Source organism: Rhizobium mongolense USDA 1844 (assembly GCF_000419765.1).
Taxonomy (GTDB): Bacteria; Pseudomonadota; Alphaproteobacteria; order Rhizobiales; family Rhizobiaceae; genus Rhizobium; species Rhizobium mongolense.
The window spans coordinates 324,312-341,262 of record NZ_ATTQ01000001.1; the positions used below are offsets into that span (position 1 = coordinate 324,312).

General features: G+C 59.2%; 15 protein-coding genes and 2 pseudogenes. 4 read left to right on the top strand and 13 right to left on the bottom strand.

The window, feature by feature from the left end:
* Positions 1 to 40: 40 nt before the first annotated feature.
* Positions 41 to 1,039: a substrate-binding domain-containing protein gene (locus A3C3_RS0101800; protein WP_022712907.1), complete on the top strand. Its 999-nt coding sequence runs from the start codon at positions 41 to 43 to the stop codon at positions 1,037 to 1,039.
* 46 nt (positions 1,040 to 1,085) lie between these two features.
* On the opposite strand, the pseudogene A3C3_RS41085 reads toward A3C3_RS0101800, so the two are convergent.
* The 9 genes and pseudogenes from A3C3_RS41085 to A3C3_RS0101845 all read right to left on the bottom strand — a co-directional run bounded on the left by A3C3_RS41085 (position 1,086) and on the right by A3C3_RS0101845 (position 9,721).
* Positions 1,086 to 2,232: pseudogene (locus A3C3_RS41085) on the bottom strand (ABC transporter substrate-binding protein).
* A gap of 26 nt (positions 2,233 to 2,258) precedes the next feature.
* Entirely contained in the window at positions 2,259 to 3,095 is an 837-nt protein-coding gene (locus tag A3C3_RS0101810; RefSeq protein ID WP_022712908.1) for a carbohydrate ABC transporter permease, read from the bottom strand.
* Positions 3,092 to 4,015, bottom strand: a complete 924-nt coding sequence (locus A3C3_RS0101815; RefSeq protein ID WP_022712909.1) for a carbohydrate ABC transporter permease — start codon at positions 4,013 to 4,015, stop codon at positions 3,092 to 3,094. The genes A3C3_RS0101810 and A3C3_RS0101815 overlap by 4 nt, the downstream gene beginning before the upstream one ends.
* The gene (locus tag A3C3_RS0101820; RefSeq protein ID WP_022712910.1) at positions 4,008 to 5,171 is read right to left on the bottom strand and encodes an ABC transporter ATP-binding protein; all 1,164 of its coding nucleotides are present in this window, start codon (positions 5,169 to 5,171) and stop codon (positions 4,008 to 4,010) included. Before A3C3_RS0101820 ends, A3C3_RS0101815 begins: the two co-directional genes overlap by 8 nt.
* Positions 5,168 to 5,998, bottom strand: coding sequence for a metallophosphoesterase family protein (locus A3C3_RS0101825; RefSeq protein WP_022712911.1), 831 nt, complete (start codon positions 5,996 to 5,998; stop codon positions 5,168 to 5,170). Before A3C3_RS0101825 ends, A3C3_RS0101820 begins: the two co-directional genes overlap by 4 nt.
* A 216-nt stretch (positions 5,999 to 6,214) precedes the next feature.
* Positions 6,215 to 7,054 carry a metal ABC transporter permease gene (locus A3C3_RS0101830; protein WP_022712912.1) on the bottom strand — a complete coding sequence of 280 codons (840 nt, stop codon included), beginning with the start codon at positions 7,052 to 7,054 and terminating at the stop codon, positions 6,215 to 6,217.
* A complete protein-coding gene (locus A3C3_RS0101835; RefSeq protein WP_022712913.1) occupies positions 7,051 to 7,908 on the bottom strand; it encodes a metal ABC transporter permease in 858 nt (285 codons plus the stop codon). The genes A3C3_RS0101830 and A3C3_RS0101835 overlap by 4 nt, the downstream gene beginning before the upstream one ends.
* Complete coding sequence (locus tag A3C3_RS0101840) at positions 7,908 to 8,810, bottom strand: manganese/iron ABC transporter ATP-binding protein (protein ID WP_022712914.1); 903 nt, start codon at positions 8,808 to 8,810, stop codon at positions 7,908 to 7,910. The genes A3C3_RS0101835 and A3C3_RS0101840 overlap by 1 nt, the downstream gene beginning before the upstream one ends.
* Positions 8,807 to 9,721 carry a metal ABC transporter substrate-binding protein gene (locus tag A3C3_RS0101845; RefSeq protein ID WP_022712915.1) on the bottom strand — a complete coding sequence of 305 codons (915 nt, stop codon included), beginning with the start codon at positions 9,719 to 9,721 and terminating at the stop codon, positions 8,807 to 8,809. The genes A3C3_RS0101840 and A3C3_RS0101845 overlap by 4 nt, the downstream gene beginning before the upstream one ends.
* A gap of 257 nt (positions 9,722 to 9,978) precedes the next feature.
* On the opposite strand from A3C3_RS0101845, the gene A3C3_RS0101850 reads away from it, so the two are divergent.
* Entirely contained in the window at positions 9,979 to 10,842 is an 864-nt protein-coding gene (locus A3C3_RS0101850; RefSeq protein WP_022712916.1) for an alpha/beta fold hydrolase, read from the top strand.
* 79 nt (positions 10,843 to 10,921) lie between these two features.
* Here the strand turns inward: A3C3_RS0101850 and A3C3_RS37505 are convergent.
* Positions 10,922 to 11,170, bottom strand: a pseudogene (locus tag A3C3_RS37505) (DDE-type integrase/transposase/recombinase); the annotation flags it as partial.
* A 132-nt stretch (positions 11,171 to 11,302) separates the two neighbouring features.
* The gene (locus tag A3C3_RS37510) at positions 11,303 to 13,306 is read right to left on the bottom strand and encodes a putative bifunctional diguanylate cyclase/phosphodiesterase (protein WP_022712918.1); all 2,004 of its coding nucleotides are present in this window, start codon (positions 13,304 to 13,306) and stop codon (positions 11,303 to 11,305) included.
* On the opposite strand from A3C3_RS37510, the gene A3C3_RS43080 reads away from it, so the two are divergent.
* Together A3C3_RS43080 and A3C3_RS0101870 are read left to right on the top strand one after the other, a co-directional pair.
* Positions 13,305 to 13,511 (top strand): hypothetical protein, encoded by a 207-nt coding sequence (locus tag A3C3_RS43080; protein WP_022712919.1) that lies wholly within the window; start codon positions 13,305 to 13,307, stop codon positions 13,509 to 13,511. The two genes, A3C3_RS37510 and A3C3_RS43080, sit on opposite strands and share 2 nt — an antisense overlap.
* A 60-nt stretch (positions 13,512 to 13,571) precedes the next feature.
* A complete protein-coding gene (locus tag A3C3_RS0101870; RefSeq protein WP_022712920.1) occupies positions 13,572 to 14,609 on the top strand; it encodes a class I SAM-dependent methyltransferase in 1,038 nt (345 codons plus the stop codon).
* 126 nt (positions 14,610 to 14,735) lie between these two features.
* On the opposite strand, the gene doeB is transcribed toward A3C3_RS0101870, so the two are convergent.
* Both doeB and doeA read right to left on the bottom strand, forming a co-directional pair.
* Positions 14,736 to 15,734 carry a N(2)-acetyl-L-2,4-diaminobutanoate deacetylase DoeB gene (gene doeB, locus A3C3_RS0101875; protein WP_028739314.1) on the bottom strand — a complete coding sequence of 333 codons (999 nt, stop codon included), beginning with the start codon at positions 15,732 to 15,734 and terminating at the stop codon, positions 14,736 to 14,738.
* A 7-nt stretch (positions 15,735 to 15,741) separates the two neighbouring features.
* Positions 15,742 to 16,923, bottom strand: coding sequence for an ectoine hydrolase DoeA (gene doeA, locus A3C3_RS0101880; RefSeq protein ID WP_022712922.1), 1,182 nt, complete (start codon positions 16,921 to 16,923; stop codon positions 15,742 to 15,744).
* Between the last annotated feature and the right edge of the window lie 28 nt (positions 16,924 to 16,951).

Genomic DNA, 16,951 nt, shown 5'->3' on the forward strand with positions numbered 1-16,951 from the left:
GGCGCGGGATTTTCGATGACGTCATATTGCGGAGCATTTCATGACCACGCTGCAACAGGTGGCTTTTCGCGCGGGATGTTCGCTTGCAACCGCGAGCCGGGTCTTAAACCGCAATGGTCCCGTCAGTGACGGAATGGTGCGCAAGGTACGCCGGGCAGCAGCCGAACTCGGCTATCGGCCGGCGGGACCTGCCGCTGGGAAACCTGGGCGACGCCCGGTTGTCGGCGTCCTTATACCGAGCATAACGAACCCGGTTTTCGCCTCATCGCTTTCCAGCATTCAAAATCGCATGCTGGTCGCCGGTCACGGCGTTGTAATTGCCCAGTCCAATTATGATCCGGGGCGCGAGGCTGACGCCGTTGCATCACTCCTGAACGACCGTCCAACTGGCCTGATCCTTACCGTCTGCGATCCGCTGACGAGTGCCGCCCTTCTGCCGTCCCTACCGCCAACGGTTCTCCTCAACAACATGCCGACGCGGCGATTTCCCGCTGCGGTCACGGCCGACAACCGCGGCGCCGGACGCGAACTTACCGACTTTCTGATCGCTATGGGACACCGACGCATCCTGTTCGTATCGGGAAATTTCGTCGCCTCCGACAGAGCTAGATCCCGCTATGCCGGTCATGTCGACGCCATGCATGAAAGGGGCCTTACGCCGCTGGATGCAGTCGAGATCCCGTTTGTCAGCGGTTATGAGGAGCTTGATCTCCGCGAGGCGATGACCACGTTTTCACCGACAGCGATCATCGCCTCCAATGATCTTCTTGCCTTCGGCGTCATCGGCGCGCTCAGGCGCGAGGGCTACTCGGTGCCCCGGGACGTTTCCGTCGCCGGCTTCGACGGTATCGCGATCGGCCGGCTGATGGACCCGCCGCTGACGACGATCGAAATGCCCGATGCCAGCATGGGAGCGACGGCGGCCTCGCTGCTCCTCGATATCGCCGAGAACGCCGCCCCTGCCCGCCATCTCGATGTTGGCTATACGCTGCGCAAAGGCGGAACGGTACGCGATCTCACTCAAGATCCGTCATGGTAAAGCCGCCGCATGTGTGATGCGGCGGCTTCGTGCTGAGGCGAACGGCTCAGCTGCGCGGCAGCATGCCCTGAACGTCGTCGGCTGCGTCGTCGAGCGCTTCCTTCGGCTCGGCAGAGCCGTCGACGACGCGCGAAAGGTTGTCGACGATCGTCTGCGTGACCTTCACGCCGTTGCTGCCCGGGAAGGCGTACCAAGGCACCATCACCGGCATCTGGCTCAAGCCGGCCTGCGAACTTGGCGAACTTCCAGGCGGCGTCCTGCTTTGCTTCATCCTGCGTCAGGATGACGACGGCGTTGCCGCCCGTCGGCAGGCGCCCGTTGACCGGATCGATCAGCGGGATCTTGGCCGTGCGTAGATCGAACTTGTTGCCGACATTCTTGATCGTGTTGCGCAACGCGCCGGTCGTCTGGAATTCAAAACCGACCTTGCCGGCGGCAAAGGCCTGTTCACCGGCAGCCTTGGTGAAGACCGGCATGCCGCCTTCAGTGACCATGCGGTGCAGGGTCTCGACGGCCTTCTGGCCTTCCGGGCCATTGAAGGCCACCTTGCTCTCATCCTCGTTCAGCATCTTGCCGCCGGCGCCAAAAAGCAGAGCCGAAAACATCCAGTCGTCGCCCTGCCAGCGGAAATCGATGCCGTCAACGCCGTTGCCGAGCGCCTTGATCTTGCCACCAAGCGCAATGACTTCGCCCCAGGTCTTCGGCGGATTGTCCGGATCGCCGCCGGCTGCCTTCACGAGATCGGCATTGTAGTACATGATCGGGTTGGAGGTCGCAAAGGCGAGACCGACCTGCTTGCCGTTGACTTGCGCAAGCTTGAGGATCGTGTCGGAGAAACCCTGCTCGGCCATGTTCCCGTCCTTTTGGACGAGCGGGCTCAGATCAAGACCGACGTTACGCTCATTTAGCATGCGCAGGCGATTGAGGCCGACGAATGTGACGTCCGGCAATTCGCTGGTGCCGACCTGGCGAAGGATCGTTTGGATACCTTCTTCGTAAGTTGCAGACGGGCTTGCGAACTGGATCTTGATATCCGGATTTTCTTCCATGAACTTCTTCGAGATCGTATCCATTACGTCCTTGAAGAAGCCGGGCATGGGGTAGTGAACCGTAAGCGCTGTTTCGGCACGAGCCGGAAGCGAAATTGCCATCGATACAGCCGCGGCGGCGAGAAGCTTGGTGATATGTTTCATCGCTCGTTCTCCTTTGTTAGAACCGGTCAGCCTTTAAGACCGGTCATGGTGATGCCCTCGACGAAACGCTTCTGCGCCAGCAGGAAGACGGCAACGAGGGGAAGGGTAATGGTCAGCGTTGCCGCCATCAGCGCGCCGTAGTCGTCGCCAGCTTCTGCGGCGCGGAAATACATGAGACCAAGCGGCGGCGTCGCATAATCCTGCCTGCTGATGACGACCAGCGGCCAATAAAGATCGTTCCAGTGGGCGACGACTGAAAAGATCGCAAACGCGGTCACTGCAGGCCACGCGTTGGGAACAATGACGCGGGCGACGATACCGAGTTCCGACATGCCGTCGAGCCGGGCGGCATGGATGAGATCATCCGGCATGGCGCGAAAGAACTGCAGAAACATGAAGATCGCGAAAACCGAAATCGTAAAGGGAGCGACAAGCGCGGCATAGCTGTTGAGCAGCGAAGCGCGGTCAAAGGCCACATAAAGCGGCAAGGCGGTTGCGTGAATCGGCACCAGAAGGCCGAGCATGACCAAGACCATCATCATTCGTGCGGCGCGGAAGCGCAGCTTCGCCATAGCATAGGCGCAGGGGATCGCGACGAGCACCTGGAAGAAGAAGATCAGCCCGCAGACGACGACTCCGTTCCACAGCAGCCTCCCCATCGGCACGCGGCCCAGCGCCTTGGTGAAGTTCTGCACATAGTTGAAGTGCTCGGGGATCAGCGACAGAGAAGAGGTGAAAATATCGCTCTGCGCCTTGCCGGCGGTCGAGATCATGAAGACATAGGGTGCCAAAAACACAATGGCACCAAGGCAAAGCAGCGTCAGTCGGATAATTCTGCCGAGGGGAAGGGAGCTCGTCGTCATGTGTAATGGACCCGGCGATCAAGAAGGCGATACTGCAGGAACATCAGCACGACGAGGATCAGGAGAAAGACGACCGTCATCGCCGAGGCATAGCCGACCCGCAGGTAGACGAAGCCTTCCTGGTAGATGGTGAAGAGCAGCACCTCCGAGGCCTTGTTCGGACCACCCTCGGTCAGCGTCTTGACTGTCTCGAAGACCTTAACGGCGCTGGTGATGCTGATGGTGATGACAAAGAGCGTCGTCGGGCCGAGCATCGGCCAGGTGACCAGAAAGAAACGATCGACTGCGGATCTGGCGCCGTCCACTTCGGCTGCAGCATAGAGCTCACGCGGGATCGCCGTCAGGCCAGCCAGGAAGAGCACCATATTGAAGCCCGCCGATTGCCAGACGCCGATGATCGACAGGCTGTAAAGCACCGTGCCGGAGCTGCCGAGCCAGTTCGGGCCGGAAAGTCCGACAAGCGAAAGCAGCGCGTTGAGCGGACCGATGGTCGGATGGAACATATACTGCCAGACGGTCGCCATGGCGACGATCAGCGAGGCGACGGGCAGGAAATATGCGGTGCGAAAGAAACTGCGCGCCGTGGTCTCGCTTTCGATCAGCATGGCAATGCCGAGCCCGAGGCAGATCGAGACCGGCGCGACGATTGCCGTATAGACCGCCGTGTTCCACAGCGACCTGCGAAAGGTGCGATCGGTGATCAGGTCAGCGTAGTTTTCCAAGCCGACGAAACGGAACGTTCCATAGCCGAGCTCGAAATCGGTGAAGCCGAGGATGATGACGGCAACGACCGGCAGGAGCACGAAGAGGAAAAGCAACACGATCGCCGGCAGCGCCAGCATCCAGGCAATGCGGGCTTCGCTCAGCCGATGCGCTGCGGCCGGATCTCGCGGCATGGCCATGGAGGCGACGCTAGCCATGCGCCTTCTCCAGCTTGGCATCGGCAGCAGCAACGACACTGCGCAGGCGCGAGCCGTCTTCGGCAAAGACCATGGCCCGCTCGCATGAGAGCTGAAGGCCGACAGGGACGCCGGCTGAAAGACCGGCGGCCCGCGCAGGCGAAAGCTTGACGATCATTGTCTCGCCGATCGCATCCAGCCGGCAATAGATGATGACCTCTGATCCCAGGAACTCGATCCGCTCGATGCACGCGGGAAGCCCGTCATGCCTGCTCTCGGCAAGGTGAACGAATTCCGGGCGAATGGCGACGGTGACCGGAGCTTTCGACTGCGCCATGGTCTTAAGCGCCAGGCGGATTCCACCAAAGGCCACGATACCGCCTTCAGAAACCGCCGGCAGCAGGTTGATGCGCGGCTGGCCTATGAAGCGGGCGACCTCGATATGCGCTGGGTCATCATAGATTGCTTGCGGACTCGCGAGCTGCAGAAGATTGCCGCCGATCATCACGGCGAGGCGGTCCGCCATTGAAAGAGCCTCCGCCTGATCGTGCGTGACATAGACGGTGGGGACGCCGGCGCGGCGATGCAGCTCGACAATTTCGCCGCGCGCATGGACGCGCAAGTTGGCGTCAAGGTTGGAGAGCGGCTCGTCCATCAGGAAAACGCTTGGTTGGCGTACCATGGCGCGGGCAAGCGCCACGCGTTGCCGCTGGCCGCCGGACATCTGGCCAGGCTTGCGGTCCAGCAGATGGTCGATCTTCAACGATTTCGCCATCTCCCTGACGTCGCGCTCAATGCTTGCACGGATCGTGCGCTGGCCGGGCGTCAGTGGTCCCATGAATGGCAGGCGTTGTTTTCTTGAGAGCCGGCGCATTGCAAGCGGCACGGCGATGTTTTGCGATGCCGTCAGGTGCGGGTAGAGCGCATAGGATTGAAAGACCATCGCGATATTGCGGTCGGCCGCTGCCATCGCAGACACGTCTCGCCCGCCGATCGCAATTTCGCCCTCGTCGGCATGGTCGAGGCCTGCGAGGATACGCAGCAGGGTGCTCTTGCCGCAGCCGGAAGGACCGACAAGCGCGATGAACTCGCCGGGCTGCGCATCGAGGCTCACGCCCTTGAGGATTTTACTGCCGCCGAAGGACTTCGTGATGCCGCGAAGCGAAAGCGCGCTCATTCGGCCGGCTCCTGCGCCTTTGCCGCATGCGGATAGACCTCGTGCACGACGTCGTCGAGAACATGCGCCGTCATGCCGGGAACCGCGACGGTGCGGCTTTCGGCGTCATCGCCGAATTCGTGGACAACGGCACCGATCAGGCGCTTTCCCGGCATTTCACGCTCCATCTTGTCGATGATGAAGGCGGCCGACGGTCCCCATGTCAGCGCTGTCTGTTCGAAACGCCCCTGCCAGGCCCAGTGCAGATGGCCGCTGGCAAAGAGCGCCACGTCATGTGCGGCAATCAGGTCGTAAAGCCGGCGACGCTGGGCTGGCCTGACGCTCCAGTAACCGGTATCGCCTTCATGCGGCTCGTCGACGAAAAGCGGCTTGTGCGCAAAAAGCGCAACGCGACGGCCGCCCCGGTCTTCCAAAGCTTTCCGGAGCCATTCGAACTGCGCTTCCTCCTCGTCATCCTCATGGCCGAGCAGCAGCGAATTGAGGCCGACGAAGCGCCAGGAACCTGCGTCTTCCAACCATCGGTCCTCGCCGGCCAGCCGCCGCCAGCGCTGAAGCCGCTCAGTATTGACCGGCTGACGCGAGCCTGGGAGGTCGCCGACATCGTGGTTTCCCGGAACGATGAGCATCGGAATGGAAGCCTGACGCATGAGGCCCATCGAAAAGATAATGTCCTCGTCCAGATCCGCGCCGTCGACGCTGAGATCGCCGGTATGGGTGATCAGGTCGGCACCGGTTTTTTCGATCCATGTCAAAAGCGGCGCCCAATTGCCGTTGAAATGCGGCTTGTTCGGGCTGAAATGCGTATCGGTGATCTGGATGATTTTCATGGGCGCACCTCCGGGTGAGGAAAGCGTCAAAGGTCCTTTTGAACGAGCGGCGCTTCTTGGCGACCTCTCTAGAAGGCTCCCATGTCAAATAGGCAGCGGCGGTTTTCAGCTGTTTTCCAAATTTGTCATCAATGCGTCATGAAGCATCGTGTCTTCGCAGGATCGGAGGAGAGACCTCGCAGACCCCGCACTGTTTCTGGCCCGTCCCGCATCGACCTATTGCGGTGTCGCCTGCGACCGCTTCGTCCTTACGGTGACGATAAAGGCGGCTGTAAACAGGATGGAGAGCATCAACACAATGGTAGGAGCCGGTGCGCTATCAATGAAAAAAGACAGATAGATTCCAGCACCCGAGGCGATTAAGGCAATGACCACCGACAGGATGAGCATCCTGCTGAAGCTGCGCGTCAGCAGGAAGGCAATGGCGCCCGGTGCAATGAGCATCGCGATGGCGAGGATGATTCCGACTGCCTTCAACGCAGCGACAACGGTCAGCGAAATCAGGCAGAGCAAGCCGTAGTGCAACAGGTTGACCCGAAGGCCGACGGCCCTCGCCTGCGCCGGATCGAAGGCATGCAGCAGGAAATCCTTCCACTTGATGCCGATGATGCCCGCAGTCATTGCCGCAATGACGGCCGCCTCGGCAATGTCGCGCCAGGCAACGCCCAGCATGTCCCCGAACAATATGTGATCGAGATGCACCTCGGACTGGATTTTGACGTAGAGCACCAGGCCGAAGCCGAACATGCCGGAAAACACGATGCCCATCACCGTATCCTGCTTGATGCGGCTGTTGTCTTTCAAAAAGCCAGTGGCAACCGCACAGAACATGCCGGTGACGAAGGCGCCGACTGCAAAAGGGATGCCGACGATATACGCAATAACCACGCCGGGAAAAACCGCATGGGAGATGGCATCGCCCAGCAATGACCAGCCCTTGACCACGAGAAAACAGGAAAGCAGCGCCGTCGGCACGGCCACAAGCATCGAGATGACCAGCGCGTTGACCATAAAGCCGAACTGGAAGGGCGAAAGCAGCGTCTCAAGGATATTCATTGACGGGCCTCGTGAGCTTCGGCCGCCTTGCGACGCGCCGCCAGCATTCCGTGTTTGGGAGCAAGGAAGAAGGCGACAAGGAAGAGGAGGGTCTGCAGCACGACGATGATGCCGCCAGTTGCGCCGTCCAGGAAATAACTCGCATACGCACCGACGAAACTGGTCGCCGCGCCAATGACGACGGCGATCGAAAGCAGCCGGGGAAAGCGGTCCGTCAGCAGGTAGGCAGTGGCACCCGGGGTCACCACCATACAGATGACGAGGAAGGCACCTACCGTCTGGAGGGCGGCGACGGTCGATGCCGAAAGCAGCGTGAAGAACATGATCTTGAGCGCAGTGGGATTGAGGCCGATCGACCGTGCATGGGTCTCGTCGAAGAAGGTGACCATGAGATCTTTCCATTTGACGAGAAGGATGGCGAGCGAGACAAACCCGATGACGGCGAGCTGGAGAGTGTCCTCCGGCGTGATGGCGAGAATGTTGCCGAGCACGATGGTCTGGACGTTCACCGAGGTCGGCGACAGGGACACCATGAAGAGGCCGAGCCCGAAAAAGGAGGAGAAGATCAGGCCGATAATGGCGTCCTCTTTTAGCCTCGTACGCTGGTTGAGGAACAGCATCGCGGCGGCCGCAAGGCCGCCGGAGAAGAATGCGCCGACCGAAAAGGGCAGGCCCAGCATATAGGCGCCGGCCACCCCGGGGACGATGGAATGGGAAAGCGCATCGCCGATCAGTGACCAGCCCTTGAGCATCAGGTAGCAGGATAAAAACGCGCAGACACCGCCGACCAGAGCCGACACCCACATGGCATTGAGCATGTATTCGTAGGTGAAAGGCTCGATGAGGAAGGCCATCAGCGCGAGCCTCCATTACCCCGTGGCTCGTGCGCGACGAACCGGCCGTCTTGCAGCACGAGGGGGCGTTCGTCGTCGGTCATCACATCGATCGGATGTGACTGGCCATCCTTAGCCTCGGCCAGCAAGAAGTGGCGCAGTACGCCGCCAAAGGCCTTTTCAAGATTTGCCTGCGTGAAAGTCTCGGCAGTCGTGCCATGGGCGAGCACTGTGCCTTTGACGAGCACGGTGCGGTCGCAGAATTCAGGCACCGAGCCGAGATTGTGCGTGGAAACCAGCATGACCCGGCCCTCGTCGCGCAACTCGCGAAGCAACGCGATGATCTGGTCCTCGGTCTTGACGTCGACACCGGTGAAGGGCTCATCGAGCAGGATGACGCGGCCGTCCTGGGCAAGCGCGCGGGCCAGGAAAACGCGCTTCTTCTGCCCGCCTGACAGCTCGCCGATCTGGCGTGTGCGGAAGTCGCTCATGTTGACGCGTGCGAGTGCCGATGACACAGCAGCGTGATCTGCCGCCTTCGGGATGCGCATCATGCCCATGTGGCCGTAGCGGCCCATCATGACAACGTCCTCGACCAGGACTGGAAAATCCCAATCGACCTCCTCGCTTTGCGGCACGTAGGCGACGAGGTTCTTGCGGAGCGCCTCACCGACTGACATCCCGAGCACTCTTATGTCGCCCTTGGCGAGACGCACGAATCCCATGATCGACTTGAACAGCGTCGACTTGCCGGAGCCGTTGACCCCGACCAGTGCGGTGATCGTGCCCATCGGGATCTGGAAACTCGCATCCCAAAGCCCAGTATGGCCATTGCGATAGGTGACGGTGGCGCCTCTCACCGCAATGCCCGATCCCGCATCGAAAGACGCGGGCCGGGCAAGGTTGCTGAGCGGCTCATTCATTGCGACAGGCCCTCGACAAGGCCCTTTTCGACAGTATCGGAAGTTACGCGGAGCAGATCGATATAGGTCGGCACAGGCCCGTCCTCCTCGCTGAGGGAATCCACATAGAGCACGCCGCCGTAATGTACGCCGGTTTCGCGCGCCACCTGCCTGGCCGGCTTGTCGGACACCGTGCTCTCGCTGAAAACGGCAACGATCTTGTTGGCATCGATGGCATCGATCACCTTGCGGACCTGTTGTGGTGTTCCCTGCTGGTCGGCATTGATCGGCCAGAGATAGAGTTCCTTCAGGCCAAAGTCACGGGCGAGGTAGGAAAAGGCGCCCTCGCTCGACACCAGCCAGCGCTTATCCTCGGGAATCTGCGCAAGCTTTTCTCGGATCGGCGTAATGGTCGCCTCGATTTTCTCTTTGTAGGCGGCAGCGTTGGCCTCGTACGCCGCGGCGTTCTTTGGATCGTACTTGACGAAGGCATCGCGGATGTTGTCGACATAGATCAGGGCATTCTTCGGCGACATCCAGGCATGCGGGTTTGGCTTGCCGGTATATGGTCCTTCGGAAATGCTCATCGGTTGAACGCCTTCCGAGACGACGACACCCGGAACGTCACGGAGATTGACGAAAAACCTTTCGAACCAGCGCTCGAGATTAAGGCCGTTCCAGAGGATAAGTTGAGCGCCCTGCGCCCTTTGTATGTCACCGGGTGTCGGCGAATAATTGTGGATTTCCGCACCCGGTTTGGTGATCGATTCCACGATGGCGGCATCGCCCGCCACGTTCTTGGCCATGTCGGCGATGACCGTAAATGTCGTCACCGCCTTGAACTTCTCCTGAGCCGCTGCCGGCATCGCTGCGACCGACACGATTGCTGCCGCGATCAGTCCGGCCAACAAGCGCCCTACCCGTTTCAACATGCCGATGCTCCTTGCTGCGAATGATTTGCATATGCAGTCTTATGGAAAGCCCTCCATCTTTGCAAGTGCGACTTATTCGCAATTATGAAAGCTTCGTGAAATTTGATCTGCGAGCCTGAATGGGACGGCGGCATCTTCCACGGCGCTGCCACCCGATTATCCGGAAAGATTAAGAACCCTGGCCTGTCGGATTGCGCAAGGGACCTTCGTCTTATCATCAGCATTGGCGAAACGCACGCGATAGAGAGGAAAGACCGATGTTCCGCACGGCCCTGATTGCAACAGCCCTGTTTGTCACCAGCTCCGTCCTTGCCGAGGCCCAACCGGCGGGCAACCGCGTTAAGGTCAACGGCATGCAGATCTATTACGAAGTGTCCGGCGATGGCGATCCGTTGGTCGTGCTGCACGGCGCCTATATGAACATCCCCTCCATGGGAACAATTATCCCGAAGCTCGCCAAAACCCATAAGGTTTACGCGCTCGAACTTCAGGGGCACGGCCGCACGACCGACATCGACCGGCCGATCACCTATCCCAACCTGGCCGACGACGTGGCGGCCTTTATGGACGCGGTCGGGCTCAAGAAGGCCGACATATTCGGCTACTCCATGGGTGCGGCCGCCGGGCTGCAAGTTGCCATCCGCCATCCCGAAAAGGTGAACAAGCTGATCGCAGCCTCCGTCGCTTATGATGCTGAGGGCTGGCAGCCGGAGTTCACGGCCTTCATCCCGCAAATGACAGTGGAAATGTTTGTCGGCATGCCGTTTGCCAAGGACTATCGCAAGCTTGCCGCCAATCCCGACGGTTTTCCCACCCTGGTCAAGAAGCTGATCGCGCTCGAACACGAGCCGATGGCATGGGAAGCGGACGTCAAGGCGGTGAAGACACCGGTGCTGATCATCACTGGCGACGCCGACGTTGCGACCCTCGAACATTCCGTTGCCATGTTCCGGCTGCTCGGCGGCGGCACCATGGGCGACATGGGCAAGCCGCTGCCGGCCTCGCGCCTCGCCGTCATGCCAGCGACGTCACACACGGCTGTCATCAACCAGCCCGAGCTACTGCACGCCTTCATCGAGCCCTTCCTTAGGGGCGAGACGCCGAAGGGCATGTTCGAGTAGCCTACGTATCGCGCTGCCAGTCGTAAGGGCATTGTAAAGTTAAAGTGCCAGGGCCAAGAATGTGCGACATTTCGGGCGATCACGCGGCTTGGAGGCGAGCGATGTCGCGCCAAATCTGCATCGCGATGTCTCGCAGTTCGCGATGGTGGGCTGACGCGATGTCGTGGCGGGGAACGCGGAAGAGGTTGGCGATCGGATCATGGATAGAGACAAAGCGCTGAAACCGTCGTGGTAACTTGAAGCGTTTCATGATCCGCTCGCGCCGTCGCACGGGTTGATGAGAATTCTCCGCCCGATTGTTCAATCCCTTGTGTGATCGATGCTCGACAGCTGGACTGAAAGACGTCAATCATATTTCAGCGAAATTGATGTTTTCAACGAATGATGAAATCGAAGTTTGAGTGAAACTGGCGCTGCGAGACGGAGGAGCTCTGGAGATTCCTAAGCCCAGGATCTCAGATCAGGAGGCTTGCGCGCTGTAGGCCAGGTCATCATCGGGCGTGGTCACCTCCACGGGTCGGCGCGCAAATTCCGAGGCTGGAACGGGTCGTCCCACGTGGAATCCCTGAACATCGTCAATTCGGCATTCCCGCATCAGCTCGAGCTGTTCCTCCGTTTCGACGCCTTCTACAAGAATGCGATGCCCACGATTGCGGATGAGCCGGATTATATCGCGCAGCATGGATCTTCCACGCGCAGTATCGCTGTCGTGAAGGAAGGATCGATCAATCTTGACGGTGTCGAAGTCGATCAGGCGAAGCCAGGAGAGACCCGCAAAGCCGGTCCCAAAGTCGTCCAGCCAGATCTTGATGCCAAGCGCTTTCAGGTCGCTAATGCAACGGATAACATCCGAATGCATTTCCAGTTCAAGCCCCTCGGTTATTTCGAACGCGATCCTTGAGCCCATCACCCCGGTCTCGGACAGGACGGCGGCGACGCAGGAGGCAAAACCAGGTGCTCTCAACTGGATCGGCGAAACATTCACGCTCACCAGTTCGATATGATTTGCAGCCAGCAGTTCCCTGCAAACGGTGCGCAGCGCCCAATAGCCAAGTTCCATTATCGCACCGGATCGCTCGGCGACCGGAATGAAGAGGCTTGGCGGCGCTGCAGTGCCGTCAGGCATGCTCAGTCGCATGAGAGCCTCAACCGCATGCACCTTGCCACTTTCGACCTCTTGAATCGGCTGATAGACAAGGGAGACGAGCTCCTGAGCCACGGCAACCTTCAAAAGCGCAGCTATGTGCGCCGTTTCGTCACCGCTTTGAGGATCGTTCGGATCGAAAAGTTCTGCGCAATTGCGGCCCTTTGCTTTCGCCGAGTAAAGAGCGCGATCCGCTTCGTTGATGATTTTCTCAAGTTTCGAACCAGATTCTGGTCTTGTGACTGCCGCGCCAACGCTGACCGTCACCACCGGCACCCCGTCGAGACGCTGCCCGTGCGCAATTTCAAGGTCTTCGACGGTTCGACGGAGTTTTTCAGCGAGATCCGCAGCCTCAACGTCGTTTCGCAGGGCCGCGATTACGATGAATTCCTCGCCGCCGTAACGCCCAATCGTCGCCCCTATAGGCGCCACAGCGTCGTCAAGAGCCGTCGCCACAGCGATGAGGCATCTGTCCCCCTCCTGATGACCATAGAAGTCATTATACTTTTTGAAGAAATCGACATCGATCAGAAACGTGGCAAATTCGATCCCCTGCGTTTGCCATTTCTCCCAAAAGTCACGCAGTTGATGGTCGACGGCCCTTCGATTTTCCAGTCCGGTCAATGGATCGGTATTCGACAGCCTGAGAAGTGCCTTTCCCCGCTCCGAGGCCTCCTGGTGCTGGAGGTCCGCCTCATGCGCGTTGAGGAAGACGTTGAAGCGTTCCTTGTTAAGCTTCCAATTCACATAGGACGTGAATGTGAAACACGACAGGTAGAACGTCACGAAAGCGAGATCGTAGGAGGGCCCGGGACTGAAGACTGCAAGCGATGCAAGGAAAATCGCCAGCACCAGGCTCGATGCGATAACCGATAATGCAAAGCGGAAGCTGAAGAAGAGGTTCGCGCCCATCATGAAGATCGCGCCGAACACCATATAGTAGGACAGACTTTCAACTCTTGTCGTCAACAGCGTCGGAATGACCCATCCCGCATAGCCCAGGACCAAGGCGGCCGCGCATGTCAGATCGAGGTAATTGGTACGAACGCCTCGCCGAAGTTGAACTTCAAGCACGAGCAGCGCTCCGACCCCGACGATCACCCGCGCGATTATGGTGAGCATCGCCACATCCGGAACAAGGAGCAGGTCGGTCACGAAGAACATCAGATAGACCGGGACGGCCAGCCAAAGGCCAGCGCGGGTGGATGTTCTGCGGCGCTGATCGCCCTGTTCGAGATAAAGCGCGCGCAGCTCGCAGGACTGATAGGCCCTTTGCTCCGCAAAGAGCGTTGTTTCGACTTCTGCCAGCGTGTGCCTCATGCACGGTTCACCCGAACTCATCGAAATTGAAGGGTTTCCGTCCGCTTCCGCGACGTCGAAACAATTTGCGGTCATTGCAGATGGCACAGCCAAGGTTATCGCGATGATAGATATTGCCGATGAAGTTTTGGTTAAGCCCCATGCCCGCACAAGGTTGCAGGGTGACAATGGGTTACCAATTTTCCGCTATTGCGCCATTTATTAAACTCTAGCGCGAGGCAATTTCTTTTTCTATAGTTAGCTTAGTATTAACGGAAACAACAAAGTGAACCGATTTCAGACAGTTCTCGACGGAGTTAGCCTCGTCACCCCTGACCTCATCGCGGGAAGTTCAAAATTATCAGACAGCGGGTATCTGCAAGAACGCTTCATTGAAGGGCGTGCAGAACTGGCCGTTTTGCTCGCCTTGAGCGAGCAACAATTCCAGAACCGCTTGCCACCGGCAGAAATCGTTCGCGATCTGACGACGCGGCTGAGTGACCTGAGGCAAAAGCTGCCTTCCTCCGTCTGGCAGCGCCTCACGCCGATTGCTCGCGAGCATCCCGTCGCTGCCTATCTTCTTGAAGATCCCCTGACCCGCTGGTCCTTTGAAAAACCTCGCGGCTACTCGGGCGACGCTCAACTTCTCGACTTCATTTACGAGCATCCGAGCATGAAGGGGGCGATCGAGCAGGCTTCGGCTCTCGGACGGGATCTTTATGCATACACAAAGCAAGCTTCGTCATCTGTCGCAGTGCGCGAAAGACGGAACCTTCTGACCGCAAAGGTGGACGCCATCGCCTCTGATCGGCCGGGCGACACCGAGATCCTGACGATCGCCGCTGGACATCTGAGGGAAGCGGACCAGTCGCAAGCGTTGCAGGACGGCGCGATCAGCCGCTGGGTGGCGCTCGACCAAGACCCGCTCAGTGTCGGATCAGTGGCGCGCGACTTTGCCGGAAGTCCGGTCGAGGCCATCAATGGCTCCGTCCGCACGCTCTTGTCACGTTCTCAGCAACTGGGCCGTTTTGACTTTATCTACGCGGCCGGCCTCTACGACTACCTTGCGCACAATGTGGCCGTGAAGCTTACCGAACGTTGCCTGCAGATGCTCAAGCCCGGCGGTCAATTTCTGTTCGCCAACTTCGCGCGCGACATACGCGTCGAGGGATATATGGAAACGTTCATGAACTGGGCTCTTCTATGGCGCTCTGAATCGGAAATGTGGTCGATTATAGGGGGCCTTCCAAATCAGGATAAGTTTGAAGCAAAGGTGGAGTTCGGCGAAAACAGGAACGTCCTCTACGCGATCCTGAAGACCTGAAGATCGACGCTGATGCGGGCGGCCTGAGACATGGACCGCCTCGACTGGCTCTTGCTGGAACGGCGGTCGTGAAGAGGCAGCAACAGCGCCGCGCCTTTGCGCGGCGCTTGAATTATCTCTGCGGGTTCAAACCGCCAGGACCGCGGCGCAATCGCCAGGCTTTATCAGTCCCGGAAAATGCCGTGCAGCGAGGATGCCTGTCATGCTTGAGCGGAGCTCGACCGGCAGACCACCGGTCTTTCCGACCGGATGGATGCGAGCTACAACCTCACCCTTTTTCACGGCTTCGCCGAGGTCGACTGCAAATTCGACGAGCCCGGCTTCCTCTGCGAAGAGGAAGCAGTCTCCATCCGGCATGTCGAGCCATTGGGTGGGCTGCTCTTCGACGATGCCCTCAACGATGCCGGCATGCGTTAGAACGTTCATCACCCCGCGTTTGGCAATGGCTGCGGTTTTCGCCGTCGCCGTTCCGCCGCCGCCGAGCTCGGTGGTGATGAAGATCTTGCCCATCTCCTCGGCGGCCGTGTCGTACATGCCCACGGCGTCGATCTCCAGCATTTTCATCGAGTAGGGCGCGCCGAACGCCTGAACGAACTCGAAACCCTTTGCCTCCTGTTTCTTGTCTGGAAGAATGTGGGCGGCGCAGAAAGGTAGAAAATCGAGTGTCCTGCCGCCCGAATGGAAGTCGAGCACGATATCGGCAAGTGGCAGAAGGACCCGCTGGAAATAATCGGCGATCTTCTGCGTGACCGTGCCGTCCGGCCTGCCCGGAAAGCTGCGGTTCATATTGCCCTTGTCGATCGGCGAGGTTCTCGTCTGCGACAGGAACGCCGGATAGTTCATGGCGGGCACGATGATGACGCGGCCTTTGACGTCTTCTGCCCCAAGCGTGCGGGCAAGATCGAAGAGTGCGATCGGCCCTTCATATTCATCGCCGTGATTGCCGCCTGTCAAAAGCGCGGTCGGGCCTCGGCCGTTTCTAATGACGGTGATCGGAATCATGACCGATCCCCATGCGGAATCATCGCGGCTGTAGGGTAGCCGCAAGAAACCATGCTGAACGCCGTCCGCCTCGAAATCGACCGTCGCACTGATCGGCGATGGGCGCATTATTGTATCGCTCATCATCCCATCAGTCCTTGACCATCAACTTTCGCGGCACATTGGCGAGGCACTCGACGCCAGTCTTCGTGATCAGAATGCTTTCGGTCGTCTCGAAGCCCATGTCTTCGAGCCAGAGACCTGTCATGAAATGGAAGGTCATGCCGGGTTTCAATTCCGTCTTGTCGCCGGGACGCAGGCTCATGGTCCGCTCGCCCCAATCCGGCGGATAGGAAAGCCCGATCGGATAACCGGTACGATTGTCCTTCACGATCCCGTATTTTTTCAGGACCGCAAAGAAGGCATTGGCGATGTCTTCACAGGTATTGCCCGGCTTTGCGACGGCAAGGCCGGCTTCCATGCCTTCGAGCGTTGCTTTTTCCGCATCGAGAAAAGCCTGCGTCGGCTTGCCGAGGAAAACGGTGCGCGAAAGCGGCAGATGGTAGCGATTATAGCAGCCGGCGATCTCGAAGAAGGTTCCCTCGCCCCGTTTCAACGGCCGGTCATCCCAGGTGAGATGCGGGGCAGAGGCCTCCACGCCCGACGGCAGCAAAGGCACGATGGCCGGGTAATCCCCACCGATCCCATCGACGCCTCTTGTCCCTGCATCGTAGATCTCTGCGACGAGATCGCATTTGCGCATGCCGACTTCGATCTTGTCGAAGATGCGCTGATGCATGACTTCGACAATTCGGGCGGCATTGCGCATATATTTGACTTCCGTCTCGCTCTTGACGGCGCGCTGCCAGTTGACGAGCGCCGTCGCGTCGACGAAACGGGCATTCGGCAGATGCTTCTGCAGCGAAGCGAAGGCTGCCGCCGAAAACCAGTAATTGTCCATCTCGACGCCGATCGAACTCTTACTGAGGCCGCGGTCCGTCAAAATGCCGGAGAGGTAATCCATCGGGTGCCGCTCGGTCGACTGCACGTAGTGATCAGGATAGCCGATGATGTTTTCGTGTTTCAGGTAGGCGGTGAGCTTCGCGCCATTGGCGTCCTGCCCACGGCCGAACCAGATCGGTTCGCCGGACGGCGGCACGATCACGGCCTGATGCACATAGAAGGACCAGCCGTCGTAGCCGGTCAGCCAGGCCATGTTCGATGGATCGCTGACGATCAACAATTCGATGCCCTTGGCTTCCATCGCCTTTCGGGTCTTGTCGAGGCGGGCGCCGTATTCCTCGCGCGAAAATTTGAGTTTAGGCTCACTCATGGTCTTTTCTCCCTTGTCCGGTGCCGCA